Origin of the sequence: Caulobacter sp. UC70_42 (assembly GCF_044056025.1) — a bacterium.
Taxonomy (GTDB): Bacteria; Pseudomonadota; Alphaproteobacteria; order Caulobacterales; family Caulobacteraceae; genus Caulobacter.
Genome location: NZ_CP171994.1, coordinates 4,381,739 through 4,400,612, shown reverse-complemented (window position 1 = coordinate 4,400,612; position 18,874 = coordinate 4,381,739). Strand labels below are relative to the sequence as shown.

General features: G+C 66.3%; 10 protein-coding genes and 1 pseudogene. 8 read left to right on the top strand and 3 right to left on the bottom strand.

From position 1 onward, the window contains the following. Positions 1–149: 149 nt before the first annotated feature. The 3 genes and pseudogenes from ACHMW8_RS21970 to ACHMW8_RS21960 all read left to right on the top strand — a co-directional run bounded on the left by ACHMW8_RS21970 (position 150) and on the right by ACHMW8_RS21960 (position 4,238). Positions 150–1,850, top strand: coding sequence for a DUF3363 domain-containing protein (locus ACHMW8_RS21970; RefSeq protein ID WP_096033022.1), 1,701 nt, complete (start codon positions 150–152; stop codon positions 1,848–1,850). A 16-nt stretch (positions 1,851–1,866) separates the two neighbouring features. Beyond that, positions 1,867–3,823 (top strand): annotated as a pseudogene (locus ACHMW8_RS21965) (conjugal transfer protein TraG). 7 nt (positions 3,824–3,830) lie between these two features. Next, complete coding sequence (locus tag ACHMW8_RS21960) at positions 3,831–4,238, top strand: CopG family transcriptional regulator (protein WP_096033024.1); 408 nt, start codon at positions 3,831–3,833, stop codon at positions 4,236–4,238. Between the two features lie 44 nt (positions 4,239–4,282). Here the strand turns inward: ACHMW8_RS21960 and ACHMW8_RS21955 are convergent, their stop codons facing one another. Genes ACHMW8_RS21955 through ACHMW8_RS21945 form a run of 3 tightly spaced genes read right to left on the bottom strand, consistent with a single transcriptional unit; the run spans position 4,283 to position 6,937 of the window. Beyond that, positions 4,283–5,902, bottom strand: coding sequence for a hypothetical protein (locus tag ACHMW8_RS21955; protein ID WP_395443757.1), 1,620 nt, complete (start codon positions 5,900–5,902; stop codon positions 4,283–4,285). A 22-nt stretch (positions 5,903–5,924) separates the two neighbouring features. Further along, positions 5,925–6,740 carry an ATP-binding protein gene (locus tag ACHMW8_RS21950; protein ID WP_395443756.1) on the bottom strand — a complete coding sequence of 272 codons (816 nt, stop codon included), beginning with the start codon at positions 6,738–6,740 and terminating at the stop codon, positions 5,925–5,927. Continuing rightward, positions 6,737–6,937 carry a hypothetical protein gene (locus ACHMW8_RS21945; RefSeq protein ID WP_096033026.1) on the bottom strand — a complete coding sequence of 67 codons (201 nt, stop codon included), beginning with the start codon at positions 6,935–6,937 and terminating at the stop codon, positions 6,737–6,739. Before ACHMW8_RS21945 ends, ACHMW8_RS21950 begins: the two co-directional genes overlap by 4 nt. Before the next feature lie 664 nt (positions 6,938–7,601). Between ACHMW8_RS21945 and ACHMW8_RS21940 the strand changes: the two genes are divergently transcribed. The 5 genes from ACHMW8_RS21940 to trbB all read left to right on the top strand — a co-directional run bounded on the left by ACHMW8_RS21940 (position 7,602) and on the right by trbB (position 18,813). Continuing rightward, complete coding sequence (locus ACHMW8_RS21940) at positions 7,602–9,269, top strand: AAA family ATPase (protein ID WP_395443755.1); 1,668 nt, start codon at positions 7,602–7,604, stop codon at positions 9,267–9,269. Next, the gene (locus tag ACHMW8_RS21935; RefSeq protein ID WP_096033027.1) at positions 9,266–9,916 is read left to right on the top strand and encodes a 4Fe-4S single cluster domain-containing protein; all 651 of its coding nucleotides are present in this window, start codon (positions 9,266–9,268) and stop codon (positions 9,914–9,916) included. The genes ACHMW8_RS21940 and ACHMW8_RS21935 overlap by 4 nt, the downstream gene beginning before the upstream one ends. Further along, on the top strand, positions 9,913–16,173 hold the full coding sequence (locus ACHMW8_RS21930) for an AAA domain-containing protein (RefSeq protein ID WP_096033028.1): 6,261 nt from the start codon (positions 9,913–9,915) through the stop codon (positions 16,171–16,173). The genes ACHMW8_RS21935 and ACHMW8_RS21930 overlap by 4 nt, the downstream gene beginning before the upstream one ends. Then, positions 16,170–17,525: a hypothetical protein gene (locus ACHMW8_RS21925; protein WP_125469922.1), complete on the top strand. Its 1,356-nt coding sequence runs from the start codon at positions 16,170–16,172 to the stop codon at positions 17,523–17,525. The genes ACHMW8_RS21930 and ACHMW8_RS21925 overlap by 4 nt, the downstream gene beginning before the upstream one ends. 331 nt (positions 17,526–17,856) lie before the next feature. Next, positions 17,857–18,813 carry a P-type conjugative transfer ATPase TrbB gene (gene trbB, locus ACHMW8_RS21920; protein WP_096033030.1) on the top strand — a complete coding sequence of 319 codons (957 nt, stop codon included), beginning with the start codon at positions 17,857–17,859 and terminating at the stop codon, positions 18,811–18,813. Positions 18,814–18,874 lie beyond the last annotated feature (61 nt).

Here is an 18,874-nt window from a genome sequence, read left to right as displayed (position 1 = left end):
AAGATTAAAGGGCCGGGACCTTCGGCCGGCAAGATGTTGGTGGATAAGGGAAATTTCCAGGACCCCGTTTTAGGGGCTGGTCCCGGTCTTCATCGCTTTCTTCAGAAAATCAGCGGCTTATCCGGGACCTTTCGTCTTCGGAGGCGTCGATGAGCGCCGAGGACGAGTTTTTCGTCCGCCTGGGACGGATCGGCGATCGCGGCGCCTCTGCGGCCCTGGGGCGGGGCTTTGTCGGGGAGGTCCTGGGCGCGGCCCGGCGGAGCGGACAGGGCGTGCTGGACGGTGGCGGCCGCGGCGGGCGTCGCCGTATCGGGCGCGGCGGCGTGCGCCGGTCCGCTCGCGCCGCCGGCCGGCGCGTCGTGGTCAAGACGCGGATCGTGCGGCACAAGGGCGACCGATACCGCGCCGCGCCGTTGGCCCGACATATGCGCTACCTACGGCGCGAGGGCGTTACGCGCGATGGCCGTCCGGCCGAGATGTTCGATCGCGACGGCGTCGCCGACCACGACGCCTTCGCCCAGCGGTGTGAGGACGATCGTCATCATTTCCGCTTCATCGTCTCCCCGCAGGACGCTGACCGCCTGGAGGACCTGCAGGCCTATACCCGGGACCTGATGGTCCAGGCCGAGAAGGATCTCTGCACGCGGTTGGATTGGATCGCGGTCGATCACTGGAACACCGACAATCCTCACGTCCACGTGCTGGTTCGCGGCCGAGCCGAGGACGGCGCCGATCTCGTCATCGACAGCGACTACCTGACCAAGGGCCTGCGGGAAGCGGCCGAGCGCCTGGTCACCCTGGAGCTGGGGCCAAGGTCGCAAGCGGAGATCAACGCGGCGTTGGACCGCGAGGTGACCGCCGATCGCTGGACCAGTCTGGACCGACAGCTGCGCGACCTGCGCGACGAAGCCGGGCGCATCGATCTGCGTCCCGGGCCAGAGGGGCCGACCGCGCCGCGGCATCTGGGACGCATCGAGCATCTGGAACGGCTCGGGCTGGCCGAGGGCCGGGGCGGTGTCTGGCGAACGCCGGCGGATCTGGAACAGCAGCTTCGGGCCCTGGCGCTACGCGGCGACATCATCAAGACCATGCACGCGGCGACGCGGGGCGAGCTGCGAGATCCAGCCCACTACGTCCTGCATCCAGAAGCGCCGGACCAACCCGTGGTCGGCCGTCTTGTCGATCGTGGGCTCCACGACGAGCTGAGCGGCCAGGCCTATGTGGTCGTCGATGGCCTAGATGGCCGGCTTCATCACTTCCGCTGCGCCGACCTGGAGCGGACCGGCGACACGCGCCTGGGCGGGCTCGTCGAGGTTCGCGGGATCGCTCGTGAAGGTGGCGCGCCCCGCGTCGACCTGGTCCACCGGTCCGACCTGTCGCTGCGGGCTCAGATCACGGCCCACGGCGCGACCTGGCTCGATCGCCGGCTGGTGTCGTCCGAGCCGGCGCCGATCGCCGGAGCCTTCGGACGCGAGGTTCGTGGGGCGCTGGAGGCGCGCCGACAGGAACTGATCAAAAGAGGCATGGCCGACGAGACGGGGCGGCCGGTCTCGGATCTGCTTGGCAAGCTGCGGCGCGAGGAACTGTCGCGCACGCGGATCGCGCTTTCGCAGGAGACGGGCCTTGCCGCGCGCGACGCCGCGCCGGGCGACACGGTGTCGGGCGTCTATAGGCGGCGGATGGACCTGGCCTCTGGCCGGTTCGCGATGATCGATGATGGGTTGGGCTTCCAGCTCGTGCCCTGGACGCGGGCCCTCGAAAGCCACCGGGACGAGATGGTCAAGGGAGTGATGACGCCCGGCGGTGGGGTCGATTGGGCGCTCGGACGCAAGCGGGGGCTGGGACTTTGACGCGGAGGAATTTCCTATGAGCGGCACGAAGGTTCTGTGGGGCCAGGTCCTGGTCGTCTTCCTGTTGACGCTGGCCGGCGTCTGGACGGCGACCGAATGGACGGCCTGGCGGCTAGGCTTCCAGGTCGGGCTCGGGCCGCCATGGTTCCATTTCCGCGACTGGCCGATCTATCCACCGCCGGCCTTCTTCTTCTGGTGGTTCGTCTACGATGCCTACGCGCCCGATATCTTCGCGCGCGGTGCGTTCGTGGCGGCGGGCGGTGCGCTGAGCGCCGTCGCCGTGGCGATGGGCATGTCGATCTGGCGCGCGCGCGAGGCGGCGAAGGTGACCACCTACGGCTCTGCGCGCTGGGCGCTGACGGACGAAGTTCGGCGCGCGGGCCTGCTCGGCGAGGACGGCCTGATGCTGGGCAGCCTGGACGGTCACTACCTGCGTCACGACGGCGCCGAACACGTCCTGTGCTTTGCGCCGACGCGCTCAGGCAAGGGTGTGGGTCTTGTCGTGCCGACCCTGCTGACCTGGCCCGGCTCGGCGATTGTCCATGATATCAAGGGTGAGAACTGGACATTGACGGCCGCCTGCCGCGCGCGCATCGGACCGGTGCTGCGGTTCGATCCGACCGACAGTCGCTCGAGCGCCTACAATCCTTTGCTGGAGGTCCGGCGGGGCGAGACCGAGGTCCGGGACGTCCAGAATATCGCCGACATCCTGGTCGACCCAGAAGGCGCCCTAGAGCGGCGCAATCACTGGGAGAAGACCAGCCAGCTCGCTGCTGGTCGGGGTCATCCTGCACGTCCTCTATGCCGAGGCCGACAAGACCTTGGCCGGAGTGGCCAACTTCCTGTCGGATCCCAGCCGGCCGGTCGAGACGACCCTGCGGGTGATGATGTCGACGCGGCATCTTGGCGACCGGCCTCACCCCGTCGTCGCCAGCGCGGCCCGTGAGGTCCTGAACAAGTCAGACAATGAGCGGTCGGGCGTGCTCTCCACGGCGATGAGCTTCCTGGGCCTCTACCGCGATCCAGTGGTGGCCGCCGTCACATCGCGCTGCGATTGGCGTATCGACGATCTGGTCGGGCAGGGCAGGCCGGTCAGCCTCTATCTGGTAGTCCCGCCGTCCGACATCAGCCGGACCAAGCCGCTGATCCGGATGATCCTCAACCAGATCGGTCGGCGCCTGACCGAGGGGCTGGAGACCGCCCAGGACCGCCAGGAGCTGCTGTTGATGCTGGATGAACTCCCCGCGCTTGGCCGACTCGACTTCTTCGAGCAGTCGGTGGCGTTTATGGCGGGTTACCGCATCCGCTGCTTTTTGATCGCCCAGAGCCTCAACCAGATCGTCAAAGCTTACGGCGAGAACAACTCCATCCTCAACAACTGCCATGTCCGCGTCTCGTTCGCCACGAACGACGAACGCACCGCGCGGCGGATCAGCGACAGCCTGGGCACCGCCACCGAGATGCGGGCGATGAAGAACTACGCCGGGCACCGCTTGTCGCCGTGGCTCGGCCACCTGATGGTCAGTCGGCAGGAGACCGCCCGTCCGTTGCTGACCCCTGGCGAGGTGATGCAGCTCCCGGCCGACCAGGCGGTGGTCCAGGTGTCGGGCCTGGCGCCCATCCGGGCGGGGAAGATCCGCTACTACGCCGACCGTCGGCTGGCCGAACGGGTTGAACCGCCACCGCGGGAGTTGTCGCCGATCTCGGCGGGCGCGACGAATGTCTGGACCGAGATTGTCGACGCGGCCAGCGGCAAGGCCGCATCCGGGGCCGGCGCCGATGAGGGCGGACTGAAGCTCGAACCGGAACTGCCGGGCCTTAACGCCGAATTGCCGCCAACAGCCGGCGATGAGGCTCCGTGGTCCGACGTCGACGAAGGCGGCGACGAGACCCAGCAGGCCGAACAGGCGCGGCGCTTCAGGTCGGCGGCGCGGCAGGCCGCTCTGGATCCTGACGACGGTATCCCGCTGTGAGGTCGTCATGAAGGTGCAGACCAAGGTCTTCCTGAGCCGGGACCTGTCGTTGTCGCTGGACGCGGCGGCGCGACGGATGCGGCGCTCGAAGTCAGAGATCATGCAGGCGGCGTTGGCGTCGTTCCTGTCGGCCGATGGCGACGAGGCCCAGGAAGCGGCTGTCGTGCGGCGGCTTGATCGGATGGGGCGTGAGCTGGAGCGGATCCAGCGCGACGTCACGATCTCGAACGAGGCGGTGGCGCTGTTCGTGAGGGCATGGCTGACGGCAACGCCCGTGCTGGCTGAGGCAGACCAGAGGGCGCAGTCGGCCAAGGGGCAGGAGCGGTACGTTGGGTTCCTTGAGGCGCTAGGGCGACGGCTGGAAGCAGGCAAGTTGTTGAGGACGGAAATCCCTGAAGAGCGCGCGGTCGTCTAGTTCAGCCTAGGATACAAGGACCTGGTGGCTGCAATCGCTCGCGCCTACTTCTTGGCGTTCAAGTTGATGTTTGAAGCGCCGCAGTCGCACCTCAACTCCTGCTTCGTGCCGAAAGTCGGGGTGATTGAAAGCATTGCGCTGCAGGATGTGCAGGAAAACTGATCGGTAAAAGTTCGATAGGCTGCGACCACAGGCATGAAGTCGGCCTTTTGCATATCCGCCCACGGGTTCCAATGGATGCTGGCGTTGACCTGCCACTGATCGAGCTTCGCGGCTTGCTCGGCGGCTTTGAACACCTCATGCCGCGTGGTGATCACCGCGACCTTGTCCTGCTGGTTCCACGAGTTCGCGGCCTCCTTGCCCTTCTTGAAGGCCTCGCTCATTGCCGACGTGGCGCCGATGATCAAATCGCCGAAAACGAAATTGCCGTCGCCCTTGAACTCCGCCTTTCCACGTAACCTGTGGGCGGCCTCACCCGCGAAATACTCAAGATGCCGGCGCAGGATGCCGGCGGCCACGCTGATCTCGTTCTTCTGAACGTGGCCGTCGATCTCATCCCAGACGCTGTCCTTGGTCCATTGAGCAGGCCCGACATCCACGCTCCAGGTTTTGAAATGGACGAAGCGCTTGTTCTTGATGAGACCCTCGGAGACCATGTGCTTAAGCCACACGTCATCGTGCGTGGTGAAGATGAACTGAGTGTCAGGGAAGCGTGTCTTGAGCAGCGCGCAGACCTCGCGACGGTGTCCTCGGTCTACGGACATCAGTACGTCGTCGAGAACGGCGAAGGAAAATCCTGTCCCAAGCAGGTGCTGCATGAGCGCTAGATAGAGGCAAAGGCCCATACCATCCTGGTGCCCTTCGCTGTGGTAGGCGCCGGGCGGGAAGCCGCCACGTCCGTAAAAATCGACGTCGAAGCCCAGCTTCCCCAAAGAGGGGATGAGCTTTGCCGTAAAGCCGCTTTCGTCGTCCTTGTTGATCTCTCGATAGAGTTCGGAAAAGGCCTCCTGGACGTCCTTGTAAATGCCTTCGAGCGCCGTGGTAGTGGAGGCGCCGAACACCTCGTAGACTTTTACGGCGCGCGTGGCCTGGGCCTTGGAAGTGGCAAGACTTTTCTGAGCTTTACGATATGCGCTGAGACGTTCCTGAGCGATCGTCAGGAACTGTTTGGCCGTGTCCGTCAGGCTAGCATCAGGAATGGCCTCCACCGCGGCTTCCAGGGCGGACACCGCCTCAGTCAACGTGGAACTGCCATAGCTGGCTTTGAGAACGGCCAGCGTGTCGGCCAGCGGCAGTAGCTTGTCGATCTGCACATAGCGGCCGGCCAAAGTTTGCTTGAACGTCAACAAAGGGGCGGTGTCGACAACGGGCTTCAACTGCGCACCGTAAGCGATGACCGTGGCGAGGGCTGTCCCGGCCGCGTGAATCGCGGCGGTGATCGGCTTGGTCGCCTCGGCGATTTTCTTCCGGCGCGCCGTTACATCTGCGAGATGGTCAAGCTTCGCCTTTAGGTGGGCGGTGAAGTGATCTGGTTCAAACGGCGTGTCGCACACCGGACACCGCTCATCGTCGTACATCTCCAGCGCCGTATTGATCAGAGTCTCTCGCTTGACGCCGTCCGCGCTGGCTGGATCACCCGCAAGCCCTTCGAGTTCGGGGAGCAACGCCTCCAGCTGGCCGGCAAAATCAGCGGAACTCCAAACCCGCCAGTTGCTCCTTCATCGCCGCGATGTCGGCCTTTGCCTGAGCCTTTGGCACCGAATGTGCGGCCAGCCCGCCGCTGGCTGATTGCATGCCGTCGTCGAGCGCGGTCGTCGCAGCTAGGTCGGTGAGAGGCGCGAGACCGAGCGTTGCGCGATGCGGGTTTACCGCCTGCAGCACGGCCGTCTTCGTGAAGTCCGATATTTGCAGCGCAGTGAGCAAGGCGGTGCGGGCGTCAGCCGCAACCCGCTCCAACGGGTCCACGGCTTTGGAAGCGGCGTTCTGGATCTTCAATAGGACGCCACGCAGCTTCTCGACGTCTTCGAGGCGAAGCAGCGCCTGCACCTCCTTGGCGCGATCACCGGGCTTCGAAATTACGTATCGGATCAGCTCTCGACGCGAGAGGACGAACTCGGGATGCAGACTGACCGCCTGGAGGGCGGCGAGGATATCCGGATCGGACGGGGTAACCTTGGGAGAGCCCGCCGCCTTCACAGTGCGCAGGATCGTCGCCTTCTTACCGGCTAGGGTCGGGAAGCTGACTTCCAACTCGACCGACGCCTGCTCGGGTTTGTTGCGAAAGTCGACGTGCGGCCCATGTTTCGGTACCGAAAGATCGCCAGTACCCTGGCCCGAGAGTCTCGAGATGTTGCCGGTCAGCGCGAACTCGATCGCATCGACGATGCCACTCTTGCCTGTGCCATTGGGGCCGCAGGCGGCGAAGTTCTCGCCGCCGAGCGCCAATTCCAGGTCAATGATCCCCCGGAACTTTTGAATGCGAATACGTTCGATCCGGATCATGGGGCGTCCGGAAAGATCGCGGCCCGGATCGCGGGCTCGGCGAACACGCCGTCCTCAATCACGACCTTTTTCAAGGTAGACGCTACGTCCTCGAACCCTTCGTTCTTGGCCAAGTCTTCCAAGAATGCACCGAGCACCGCTTTCGAGACGGTGGCGACCGGCTGCGGCGCTCCTTTTTCCTCGGACTGCTCGCTCATGACTGCTTCTCCCTGAACCGAGGGTAGCAAACTTGAGAGTTGAGGCAATGGTGGAGCTTAGAGGTTGAGTTGTCCCGGGTACACCGCGAGCGTCGCTCCCGCCGTTGTCTTCTTCTCTGGGGCGACACAGCCAAGGCTCATGCGGTGGAGGCTCGTCTGGGCAGCGTCGGCGCCATCTGTGTCACGCCCTTTGGCTCGACCTTGGACGGTTGGATTGCAGTCAACGGTCCAACGCCGGTCAATTGCGAGGCTTTGATCGCTGGGCCGAGCGAAACCTAGATCAACATGCCTATAGGCAACTCAAGGACGGCGTGAACAGCCTTGCCGCCGATTGTGCGACCCGCCGATTGGCGCTCTGACGAAGGGGGCGGTTCGCGGATGCCCTGGCCTGGGTTGCTGCTCGCTGGGATACTTCACCTTGGCGGGAACATTGGCCATCACAAAACTTGGCGTGGACGGGTGGCGCGCTATGCTCGTGGACCGGAGTAGGGGGCGATACTTTTGCACGACGATGATCCGCGGCCCCGCTGGCTGAAGGACCTCAGCAGGTTCCTGCCGCTCAAGAGCCAGTTCGTCCTGAGCGGCAATGTCCGTGATCTGCAGTTGATGCGCGTGGGCGAATTCTTTCACTGCCGGTCCGCTACAGGCCACGCTTGCGGATAGCTTGGCCCAGGCGGGCTATGCCGATGTCATAAACTTCAACCTCGTCGACGGCTTCTCGGTCATCAGTCAAGGCGCGTCTGGCGGTCGCGACCCCAACGCTGTGCTGGGGCTCTTAGGGCTGACCGCGAGCCAGGGCCGGGCGGCGGCGGGCATCGACGCCCTCGGCGCGGCGCTGGAGCGCCTCGTCGGACTAGAGGGCGAGCCGGTGGCGCTCGTGATTGATTTTGCTTCCCGCCTGGCGGTCAGGCCCGAGGCCCTGTCGCCGGTCGAGCATCATCTCTTCTCACGCGCCCTGGTGCTGGCCCAGGCCGCCAGCGCTCGGCCGGTTGGAGCCGAACGCTCCCCTTTGTTCAATACGATCCTCTGGGTCGTCGATAAGGAAGGCGACCTGCCTGACTGGCTGACCATCAACAATCCCCGACTGCGACATATTCCGATCGCCACGCCCGACCGGGCCGTTCGCCGCGCGATCGCGCCGCAGCTGCTGCGTGGGTTGTCGGGCGGACGGGATCAGGCGCCCCAGGTGCTCGCGGCGGCTGAGGATGAGCTGGTCGACGGCACCGAAGGCCTTCTGCTGATGGACCTGAGCGCTATCACCCAGTTGGCCCGCGCCGAGGGCGTGCGGGTGGAAAACATCGGCGATGCTATCCGCCGCTATAAGGTCGGCGTCACCGAGGATGCCTGGAAGAAGATCGAACCGGACAAGATCCGGGGGGGCGAGGCTTTCATCGCGCGCCGGGTGATCGGCCAGGAGCACGCCGTCACCCACATGCTGGATATCGTCAAGCGCGCGGCCACCGGCCTTTCAGGCAGCAAGCGCAGCGGGCGTCCGCGCGGCGTGGCCTTCTTGGCCGGACCGACCGGTGTGGGCAAGACGGAGCTGGCCAAGTCCGTGACGGAACTGCTGTTCGGTGACGAGACCGCCTACATCCGCTTCGACATGTCCGAGTTCAGCGCCGAGCACGCCGATCAGCGCCTGATCGGCGCGCCGCCCGGCTACGTCGGATACGATGTCGGGGGGGAGCTGACCAACGCCGTGCGCGAGCGCCCCTTCAGCGTCGTGCTGTTCGACGAGATCGAAAAGGCCCATCCCAGAATCCTCGACAAGTTCCTGCAAATCCTCGACGACGGGGTGCTCACCTCGGGGCGGGGCGACAAGGTCTACTTCTCGGAGGCTCTGATTGTCTTCACCTCGAACCTTGGCGTCTACCGCGCTGACGAGAGCGGCGGCCGGGTGGCCAATGTCGGTCCCGGGGACCCCTTTGAGCAGGTTCAAGCGCGGCTGCGTTCGGAAATCGAGGTCCACTTCAAGCAAGTCCTCAATCGGCCTGAGATCCTCAATCGGATCGGGGAGAATATCATCGTCTTCGATTTCATCCGCTCCGAGATCGGAACGCGGATCTTCGAGGCGATGGTGGCCGGCGTACTGGCCGACGCGGCCGCCGTCGGGCATGTGGTGTCGCTATCGCCGAAGGCCCAGGACCGGCTTCTGACACTTTGCACCGCCGACCTTTCCAATGGCGGGCGCGGCATCCGCAACATGATCGAGGCCCATCTGATCAATCCCCTGGCGCGGGCGCTCTTCGACGCCGGACGTCCCGGACCTTTCGTGATCGCCGATGTCGTGGACGGACCGGTTTCGACCCTGGTCCTGAAGGATGGCGCGTGAGCACGGTCAGGATTTCGCGACTTCATTTCCCGGTCACCACGCTGGGACCTGGACGGCGCGTGGGCCTCTGGTTTCAGGGCTGTTCGATACGCTGTCCGGGCTGCATTTCGCCCGACACCTGGGACGTTGATGTTGTCGCGCCGGTCGCGGTCGACGCTGTCTTGGAGGCGATCGAGCCGTGGACGAGTGAGGCTGACGGCCTGACGGTTTCGGGCGGCGAACCCTTCGATCAGCCCGACGCGCTGGCGACGCTGCTGACGGGATGGCGCGCGCGCCACGGCGGCACGGTGCTGGTATTCACCGGCTATGAGCGCGACCAGGTCGAACCCTGGCTAGCGGAACATCCGGATCTCATTGACGCGCTGGTCAGCGGTCCCTTCGACCTCCACGCCGACCAGACCCTGGCGCTGCGCGGTAGCGACAACCAGATGCTCCACCGCCTGACGCCGGCCGGGGCGATCTTCTCGGTCTTCGAGCGGCCAGCAGACAGCGCCGACCGGCGGCTGGACTTGATGTTCGACGAAGAGGGCGGCGCCTGGTTCGCCGGGATCCCGGCGCGTGGCGATTTTCAGCGGTTCCGACAGGCCATGCGGCGAAGCGGACATCGCGTTGACATGACGGCTCGAACCGCGGGGGCGGGGGAATGATCAAGTTTTGTCCAAGCTGTCATAGCGAGCGGCCGGCCAGCGAGTTCTTCTGCGAAGGGGGGCTGGAGGGCGGCCAGGAGTGCGGATGGGATCTCAGCAATGCGCCGCTGCGTCCAGCAGGGTGGCGTCCGACCGATACAGCTGCACCGCCGCCGGTCCAGGTCCAGACGCTTTGCCAGAACGGGCACGGGCTCGATCCGGGCGACCTGATTTGTCCAGTCTGTGGCGCTGACCCAGTCGAGGAGCTGGGCGGGACCGGCGCGGCGGGACACGCGGCCGAGGCCCTCGCTGCCGACGCGGAGGACGCAGTCGTCCGCGAGGTCGACGCGATCCACGACTGGATTCTGGAGCGCCGCTTTTCCCAGAGCGCCGCGCGAGAGCGTTTCATCGGCCGGCGCGAAGGCGACGACCGTCAGGCGGTGGTTACCCTCTATACAGCCGGCTACGAGCCGGACCCGGAGGTGCAAGATCTCTTGAGGACGCTGCCGCGAGACCACGTGCCGGAGATCATCGAGACCGGTCACTGGGAAGGTCGCGCCTACGAGGTGACCGAGGACCTGCAGGGGGGCACCCTGGCGGACCTCGGCCTACTACGCGATGACGTCGACACGCTGTCTACCGTGCTGTTGGAAGTGGGCGGCGCCTTGCATTCGCTGCATGAGCATGGCCTGCGCCACCGAGACATTCGCCCGAGCGCCTTGCTGGTCAGGTCCAGGGAGCCTCTCGATCTTGTGGTCACCAGCTTTGGCTCGGCCCGGCTCTCGGAGTTCGATCTGGACGTGGTCTCGCCGTTGGAGACCAGCCGTTACATGGCGCCTGAGGCGTTAGCGGGCGGGGTGGCCGCCGCTAGCGACTGGTGGAGCCTGGGTATGGTTCTGCTGGAGCAGGTCACACGCGGCGCGTGCTTCGCTGGCGCCGACGACCAATCGTTCCTGATCCAGGTCCTGACCAACGGCGCGCCGATTCCCGAAGGCCTTGATCCGCGGGTAGAGGGTCTGCTGCGCGGCCTCCTGGCCCGGGATCGCCACGAACGCTGGGGCTGGCCCCAGACGCAACTGTGGCTGGCGGGAGAGACGCCGCCAGCGCCAATCTCCTCTCTGCCGTCAGGGCACACGGCGGGGCGACGCGCCCTTGCCCTGGGCCGAAAATCCTACGCCGCCCCAACGGAATTCGCGCTCGCGGCCGCTCAGGCGAACGTCTGGGACGAAGCCCGTGGACTTCTGATCGGCGGGGCCTTGGCCACCTGGGCCCAGGACGCCGACCTCGATCCGGCCTTGCAGGCGGAGCTGCGCAATCTGGCCAATCTCGACGGCGCGTCCGAGGATCTGCGCCTGGGCCTGGCGTTGAAAGCCCTCAATCCCGCCATGCCGCTGATTTGCCGGGGGGAGATCGTCACGCCCGGCTGGCTGCTCGACAATCCTGAGGCTGGATACGCTCTGATCTCGGGGCCCGCGCCCGAACTGCTGCAACGCAAGGGCGCCGAACCCTGGCTACACCAGCTGCGGGTTCGCGCCGGCGCCGTGCGGGAGAAGGCTCGGCAGATGGACGTCGTCCTCAGCGAGCCCGAGCTGGAGATCCATCTGTTGTCCACCTCGCGGGCTCACTTGGCCGCCCAGTGGGCTGAGCGGCGCCGCGTGCTGCCCGATACCGATCATCCCGGGCTTGTCGCCATCCTCGAGCGCCGCCAGACGACGGACGAGGACTTCATCCTTTTGTTGAGCGCCGATGTCGGTCAGTTCCGTACAGCCGACGCCATTCTCGCCGAGGCTGCCGAGCATGCCAGGCGAGCGGGGCTGGACAGCTTCGATCCTGACCAGGCCGCCGCTTGGCTGGATCATCCCCGCCGCGAGGTTTACGCCGAGATCGAGAGCCGGCTGGAAGGCTTCGCCCGTTGTGGCGTTGAGCGCCTGGACGATTGGGCCGACCAGTTTCGGCTGGAGCGCCGTCTGCCTATCGCCAAAGCGCTGGCGTTACTGGGCTTGCCCTGGGACGTATGGGTCGCGCCCCCGAAGCAGGCCTATGTCTCCACCATCCTGGACTTCTTCTCGCGTCGCCTGACGGGCGGGGTGATGCGCGGACCGCTGTCGCGCATGGTCGTGGGCAAGACCGGGGCCAAGCTCGACCTAGTAGAACTGGGCAGCGAGCGTAGGACCGCCGCTGGTCTCCTGGATCATCTGCTGCTGCGCAACGAGCAGCCCATTGACATCGACCCCGAGGTCCTGACCAACGACCCCAAGCTCGAACGTCGACTGCGCCTTCTGCATAGCCATGCCACGCTCTATCGGCGGGACACGGGTATTGATGGCCTCTATCTCGGCTTTCCGTTCCTGCTGCTCCAGGAAGCTAAGCCAAACGTCAAGCCGCGCATCGCCCCAGTGCTGCTCTGGCCGGTCAAGGTGCAGCCCGAGCTGGGCGCGCGGGGACGTATCAGCCTGACCTTCGATCGCGATCGCGAGGAGGTGCGGCTCAATCCAGCGCTGGACGCCATCCTTGGGCCGGACGCGGCGCGTCGCTGGGACGAGGCCGCGCGGGAGTTGCTCGGACGTGCGAGCCTGAGCGCCGCCGACGTCATGGATGGCCTGGGTGAGTTGGCGCGCTCGATTGGGGCGCGGACCTTGACGGCCTTGCCCAACAAGGACGTCAAGCTGGCCCAGGGCCAGGACCAACTCATCTGCAGCGGCGTGCTCTTCCACCTAGCCTATCTGGGTCAGGCGGTGATGGAGGACTTGCGGCACCTTAAGGGCATCCCGCCGGTCGGATCTGCCCTGGAGACGGTCCTGCGAATTGGCGACCCGCCTGAAAGGGCGACGCCGCCCCATCCGCCGGAACTGGATCGCTACTTCACCGCCGCCAGTGATCCCTCACAGGAGATGGCGGTGCTCGAAGCCAGGGAAGGGGCTGGGCTGCTGGTCGAAGGTCCGCCAGGCACTGGCAAGAGCCAGACCATCGTCAACATGGTGTCCGATGCGATCGGCCGCGGACGCAGTCTGCTGATCGTTTGCCAAAAGCAGGCCGCGCTCGAGGTCGTGCGCAAGCGCCTTGACGCCGAAGGCCTCGGCGAGCGCATGGTGATGATCAACGACGTCAATAAGGATCGGCGTGCCGTCCTGACGGCCGTCCGCACCCAACTGGAAGAGCTGTGGGGCCAGGGACCCGGCTCGGGTCTCTGGCGTCTGCAACGGCCGCAGATCGCCGCCCGCATCGAGGCCCATGAGCGCGATCTCAACGCCCACCACGGGGCCCTGCATGCCGACGACCAAGCCACGGGCCTGAGCTATCGTCTTATTGTCGGAGACTTGATTGGCTATGACGCCGGGCCACGCCCGGCAGTGAGCGCGCCGGGCCTGCGATCTGTGGTCGCGGACCTGAACGCGGGCGCGGTGGCCTCGTTGGAAGAGGCGTGCGGTCCGTTGGCGCGCCTATGGTTGCCCGCGCGATACGAGGGCAACCCCCTGGCGGCGACCACGGCTTTTAGTCCCGACGAGGAGACGATCAAGGCGTTCGAGGCAGACTTCACCGCGTTTCTGCAGAACGAGGGCGCGCGCCAGACCGTTTTGGAACGGACGGTGGGCGCGCTGGCGATGGATGATCCGGCGCCGTTCCAGGCCTGGATGGGGCAGCATGCCGCCAGCTTGCGGGCGCTGTCTCCGGCAGAGCGTGAAGCTGTGCAGCGCTGGTCGCCGCGTCTGCGGCCCGACGTGGACGCTCGTTCGGCCCTCGATCTGGGCGAGCTGGACGCCATCACCGAGGGGCTGGCCGCCTTGCCCACCCGCGACCTCGCCCCGCCGTTAGTCGCCGTGGCGGTGACCTTGAGCGACCACGAGCTGTCCGAACTCCTGGATCTGCTAGAGGCGCTGGACCAGCCCGCAGGATTTTGGGCGCGCCTGTCGCCAGCGCGATGGAGCCGTCAGCGTCGGCTAAAGGCGTTCCTGCGGCGACATGCGCTGGAGCCGACGCTACGTCCGCTGGAGACCATCCGCGCTGAGAAGGATTTGCGGCCGTGGCGGCGACGCCTGGAGGCTATCCACCGGGCCCTCGTCGAGCCGGACGCCGGGATCGGCGCGCTGGCGCGCCCCGACCTCTTGGACTTGGCCAAGGGTCTGCGCGGTCGGGTGGCGAATACGGCCGACCACCTGCGGCGCGTCGTGGCCCACCCGGCAGCCGATCTTGCCTTCCACGTCGTTGAGCAAGGTAGCCTAGACGCCCTGGAGGGTTTCTTCGATCAGCATGAACGCGCCTATGCGCGCCATGAGGCCCGCGGCCTGAGCTTGGGGGCTTTGGCTAACCTAGCGCCTTGGTTCGAGCCGGCGTGGCTGGAGGCGCGCAGCAACGCTATCGCCGCCAACGAGGGTAATGGCCAGGCCATTGCCGCGATCGCGTCCGTCCTCGACGTCACGGCCGCCTATCAGCGTTTCCGGCCCCGTGCGTTACTGCTCGAGGCGCAGGCGCTGGCCGTCTTCGCTGTTCTACGTGGCAGCGCGAGCGCCTTCGAGGCCCTGGCCCTGAAGGATCTCGACGATGAAATTCGGCGTACGATCGGACGCGAGGCGCGGTTGGCCTGGAAGGCGCGCCTTGAGACACGTCATCCAACCTTGTTGCTGGAAGCGGCCGAACTGAATTCCAAGATCAACGCCCTGCGCTTGGCGGACGGAGAAATGCGTCGGCTGAACGGGCGGCTGCTGATCGAGGGCGTGAACATGGATCGCATCGGCCAGCCCAAGGATTGGGAGGCGATCACGCGCTTGACGGGCATTCGGGCAAGGCGCTTGCGGGAGTTCATCGACCAGGGGGCGGATCTTGGCCTAATGGCGTTGCGGCCGATTTGGCTGATGAACCCAGATGTGGCCAGCCGCGTCCTGCCGTTGAAGAAGGCTCTGTTCGACACGGTGATCTACGACGAGGCCTCGCAGATGCCCGTCGAGTACGCGCTTCCCAGCCTGTTCCGAAGCGGCAAGCTGATCGTCAGCGGCGATGAGAAGCAGATGCCGCCCACCAACTTCTTCAACAGCAAGGTGGAGAACGACGAGGCTGGACTTTACGAGGGGGAGGAAGCCGACGACGACGCCGATGAGGAGGCGCGAGAGGAAGTCGCCGAAACCTGGAACCGTCGAGAGATCAAGGACTGCCCCGATCTGTTGGCCCTGGCCAAGACGGTGCTACCGGCCACGACGCTGCAAATCCACTACCGGTCAATCTACCGCGAACTCGTCGAGTTCTCGAACGCGGCCTTCTACGGCAAGCGCCTGAGCGTGCCTGCGCGCCACCCTGACGCTGAGATCAAGCGCGTGCGGCCGATCACCCTCATCCGGACCGACGGCGTCTACGAAGATCAGGTCAATGAAGCCGAAGCCCGCAGGGTGGTCGATATCTTGGCCAAGGTCTGGAAGCGCGAGCCGCATGCTCGTCGGTCCATCGGCGTGGTGTCTTTTAACCGCAAGCAGGCCGATCTCATCGACGAGATGATCGAGACCCGCGCCGAGACCGATCTCGAGTTCCGCCAAGCGCTGGCCCAGGAGCGTGACCGGGTTGAGGGTGGGGAAGACATGGGCTTCTTCGTCAAAAACGTGGAGAACGTCCAGGGCGACGAGCGCGATGTCATCATCTTCTCGTCGACCTTCGGCCGAAACGCCCAAGGCACCTTCCGGCGCAACTTCGGGGTCTTGGGGCAGGGCGGGGGAGAGCGCCGCCTCAACGTCGCCGTCACCCGCGCACGCGAAGCGGTGGTCATGGTCACGTCCATGCCGATCGCCGAAATTTCCGACTTCCTGGGAACCCGGCGCGCGGCTCAGACGCCTCGTGATTTCCTGCAGGCCTACTTGGAGTACGCGCGCATGATGTCGAGCGGTGAGCTGGACAACGCACGCGGCCTGCTAGGGCGCTTGACCGAACGGCCAGACGAGCGGCGCGGGGCCATGGCGTCAGATCTCGACGGCTTCGAGGCCGCCGTCGCTGAGTACGTCACCTCGCTGGGGTGGACGCCGCATCGGGTGCGCGATAGCGGCGCCTTTGGCCTGGACTTCGCCCTGGAGAACCCAAAGACCGGCCTTTACGGGCTGGGCATCGAGTGCGATGCGCCGCGTCATGCACTTCTGGCTGGGGCGCGGGCGCGAGAACTCTGGCGGCCGTCCGTCCTGGGGCGTTCGATCGGACAGGTTCATCGGGTCTCTTGCCAAGGATGGCTGCGGGCGCCGGATCGAGAGAAGGCGCGCCTACGCGAGGCCATTGCCCTGTCCCTGGGCGAAAGGGGGGCGGCATGAGCGGGCCAAAGGTCGTTCGGATCGTCACGCGTGAGGAAATCCTCGCCCGGTGCGCGGAACTACTCGCGCGAGCTGCTGCGGCTCTGGCTGAGTGGGAGCGGGTGGGCGCGCGGAATGATGCGGTCGTGCCGGAAGATATCGAGCTGGCGCGTGGGCGTCATCAACGTTTGCGCGCCTTGCTGACGCAGGATCGTCTGGACGACCTCCAAAAGCAGGTCCCTCAGGAGATCGCCTTCCTACAGGCCGACCAGCAGGAGCGGCTGGCCAAGGCGGCAGCGGCCGCCGCCGCCGCGCGCTCGATGGAGCAACGGCGCGCCGAGGCGGCCAAGAGCCTTTTGTCGGCCCTGCAGCGCACAGGAGCTCAATTGGAGCCCGGCTTGATCGAGGCTCTCCAGCGGGCCGCCGCCGGCAAGGATGCTGGCGACGCGCTGGCTAAGGGCTTTGCTCTGCTTAGCGCTGCGCTGTCCGGACCGGTCGCCGACACCTCGGCGCTGATCGCCCGCTACAAGGCCGGCCTCGAACCGGATGACCGTGATTTCGCCGGCTGGCTGGCCCAGCAACCCCGAACTGGCAGTGACCTAGTGGACCGGCTGGCCGTGGCGATTGCTGAGCTGCGCGGGCTCGATGCATCGGACGAGGCGCAGGCCTTGGATGAGCGACTTCGCGCCGCTGCGGACGAGGCCGATCCAGCGCGTCATGGTCTCCTGTTGGATGGCCTGCAGGTGGCGCTGTCGCGGGCCCTGGTCGTTCACCGCGGGCGGAGAGCGGAAATTTCGGCCCTGCATCTAGAGTTGGCCGAGTTGGCCACGCACGATGGCGGACTCGCCGCAGCGCTGGGCGCACGCGTGGAAGCGGCCGAACACGATGGCGCGTCGATCGAGGCCCTGGCGAACGAGGTCAAGGCGGCGTTGGAAACCGTGCGGCGCGATCTCGCTGCGGTCGCTCGCCGGGCGGCAGTTCTCGAAAGCCTGGCCGGCCTAGGCTACGAGGTCAACGAAGGGCTCGCCACCTCCTGGGTGTCCCAGGGGCGGGTGGTCGTGCGCCGCCCTGACCGACCTGGCTATGGCGTCGAACTGGCGGGCGAGGCAGGCGCTGGCCGCGTCCAGATGCGCCCGGTCGCGCTGGATGCGGCGGCGGGCGGCCCGGACGTTTCGCGCGATCGCGACGCCGAGACCCTTTGGTGCGGCGATGTCGAGGCGCTGAAGGGCAAGCTGGCGCGCCTGGGCGGCGAACTAGTGATCGAGAAGGCCCTTCCGATCGGCGCTACCCCGGTTAAGCGCGTCGGCCCGTCGGAGCTGCCCGCGTCCGTGGACGTCGAGGTGGCGGCCTCGCGTTTGCGCACAATAGATTAGTTTGCGACGGGCTGAGGGGGCGCGAAGGTCCCGAATGCAATGGTCCACGCGTCGTCGCTGACGAAATGTCCGCACATGCCACAGAGCCGTCTGCTTCGGCCCGTCGTTCGGCGACACTGCGCGACTTGCGTATAGCGACCGGACGCTTCCCGAGCGCCGGTAACGGCTGGCTATCGGATCGGCGCGCGGTGCGAGCCGCAAGCCGTGGAATGACGCAGGGCCGCCGTCTCCCTGCCTTTGCCGCCGATTGTACGACGCGCCGATTTGGCTGTTGAGCCGGGGCCAAACCGCGTCTTCTTAGTCATCCCCGTGAGATCAACGGGGATTGGCCATGCAGCCTTCCGACAACGACACCGCCCTCGAACGTAGCCGCCGCATGCTGCGCACCGCCCTGGGATCGCTGGTCCTGGCGCGACTGGAAGACCCCGGCGTGGCCGAGGTCATGCTCAATCCCGATGGTCAGGTCTGGATCGACCGCTTTGACCAGGGCTTGGTCGACGCGGACCTGACGATCGCGCCTTCCGACGGCGAGCGGATCATCCGCCTGGTTGCTCACCACGTCGGTGTCGAGGTCCATGCGGGCCAGCCGCGCCTGGCGGCCGAGCTGCCGGGAACCGGCGAGCGCTTCCAGGGCCTGCTGCCGCCGCTGGTCGCCGCCCCGGCCTTTTCCATCCGCAAGCCCGCCAGCCGCGTGTTCGGCCTGGACGACTACGTCCGGGGCGGCGTGATGAGCCAGGGCGAGGCCAGAGCGCTGCAAGGCGCGGTCGTCGCGCGCGCCAACATCCTGGTGGTCGGCCCCACCTCCAGTGGCAAGACCACCCTGGTCAACGCCCTGCTGGCTGAGGTCGCCGAGGCTGACGACCGCGTCGTCCTGATCGAGGACCTGCGCGAGCTGCAATGCCCGGCCCGCAATCTCGTCCCCCTGCGCACCGCCGATGATCTCGGGGTCGGTCTGGGCGATCTCGTGCGCGCGGCGCTGCGCCTGCGGCCTGACCGCATCGTGGTCGGCGAGGTTCGTGGGGCCGAGGCGCTGGACCTGGTCAAGGCCTGGGGCACCGGTCACCCCGGCGGCGTGGGGACCCTGCATGCCGGCTCGGCCATGGGCGCGCTGCTGCGCCTGGAGCAGCTGATCCAGGAAGCGGTCGTGACCGTGCCCCGCGGTCTGATCGCCGACACCATCGATGTCATCGCCGTCCTCTCCGGCCGCGGTCGACAGCGACGGCTCGTCGAGCTGGCCCGCCTGACGGGCCTGGGCCCCGACGGCGCCTACCGGCTCGAGCCGGTCTAAGCCGCCCCTCCCAAACCCCCGAAAACCTGGAGCTTTACGATGTCTGCTTCGCAGCATTCCC

Bases quoted from the DNA above. Each gene is read 5' to 3' on its own strand.
- ACHMW8_RS21970 (WP_096033022.1), top strand. From the start codon at position 150: ATGAGCGCCGAGGACGAGTTTTTCGTCCGCCTGGGACGGATCGGCGAT.
- ACHMW8_RS21960 (WP_096033024.1), top strand. From the start codon at position 3,831: ATGAAGGTGCAGACCAAGGTCTTCCTGAGCCGGGACCTGTCGTTGTCG.
- ACHMW8_RS21950 (WP_395443756.1), bottom strand. From the start codon at position 6,740: ATGATCCGGATCGAACGTATTCGCATTCAAAAGTTCCGGGGGATCATT.
- ACHMW8_RS21945 (WP_096033026.1), bottom strand. From the start codon at position 6,937: ATGAGCGAGCAGTCCGAGGAAAAAGGAGCGCCGCAGCCGGTCGCCACC.
- ACHMW8_RS21930 (WP_096033028.1), top strand. From the start codon at position 9,913: ATGATCAAGTTTTGTCCAAGCTGTCATAGCGAGCGGCCGGCCAGCGAG.
- ACHMW8_RS21925 (WP_125469922.1), top strand. From the start codon at position 16,170: ATGAGCGGGCCAAAGGTCGTTCGGATCGTCACGCGTGAGGAAATCCTC.
- trbB (WP_096033030.1), top strand. From the start codon at position 17,857: ATGCAGCCTTCCGACAACGACACCGCCCTCGAACGTAGCCGCCGCATG.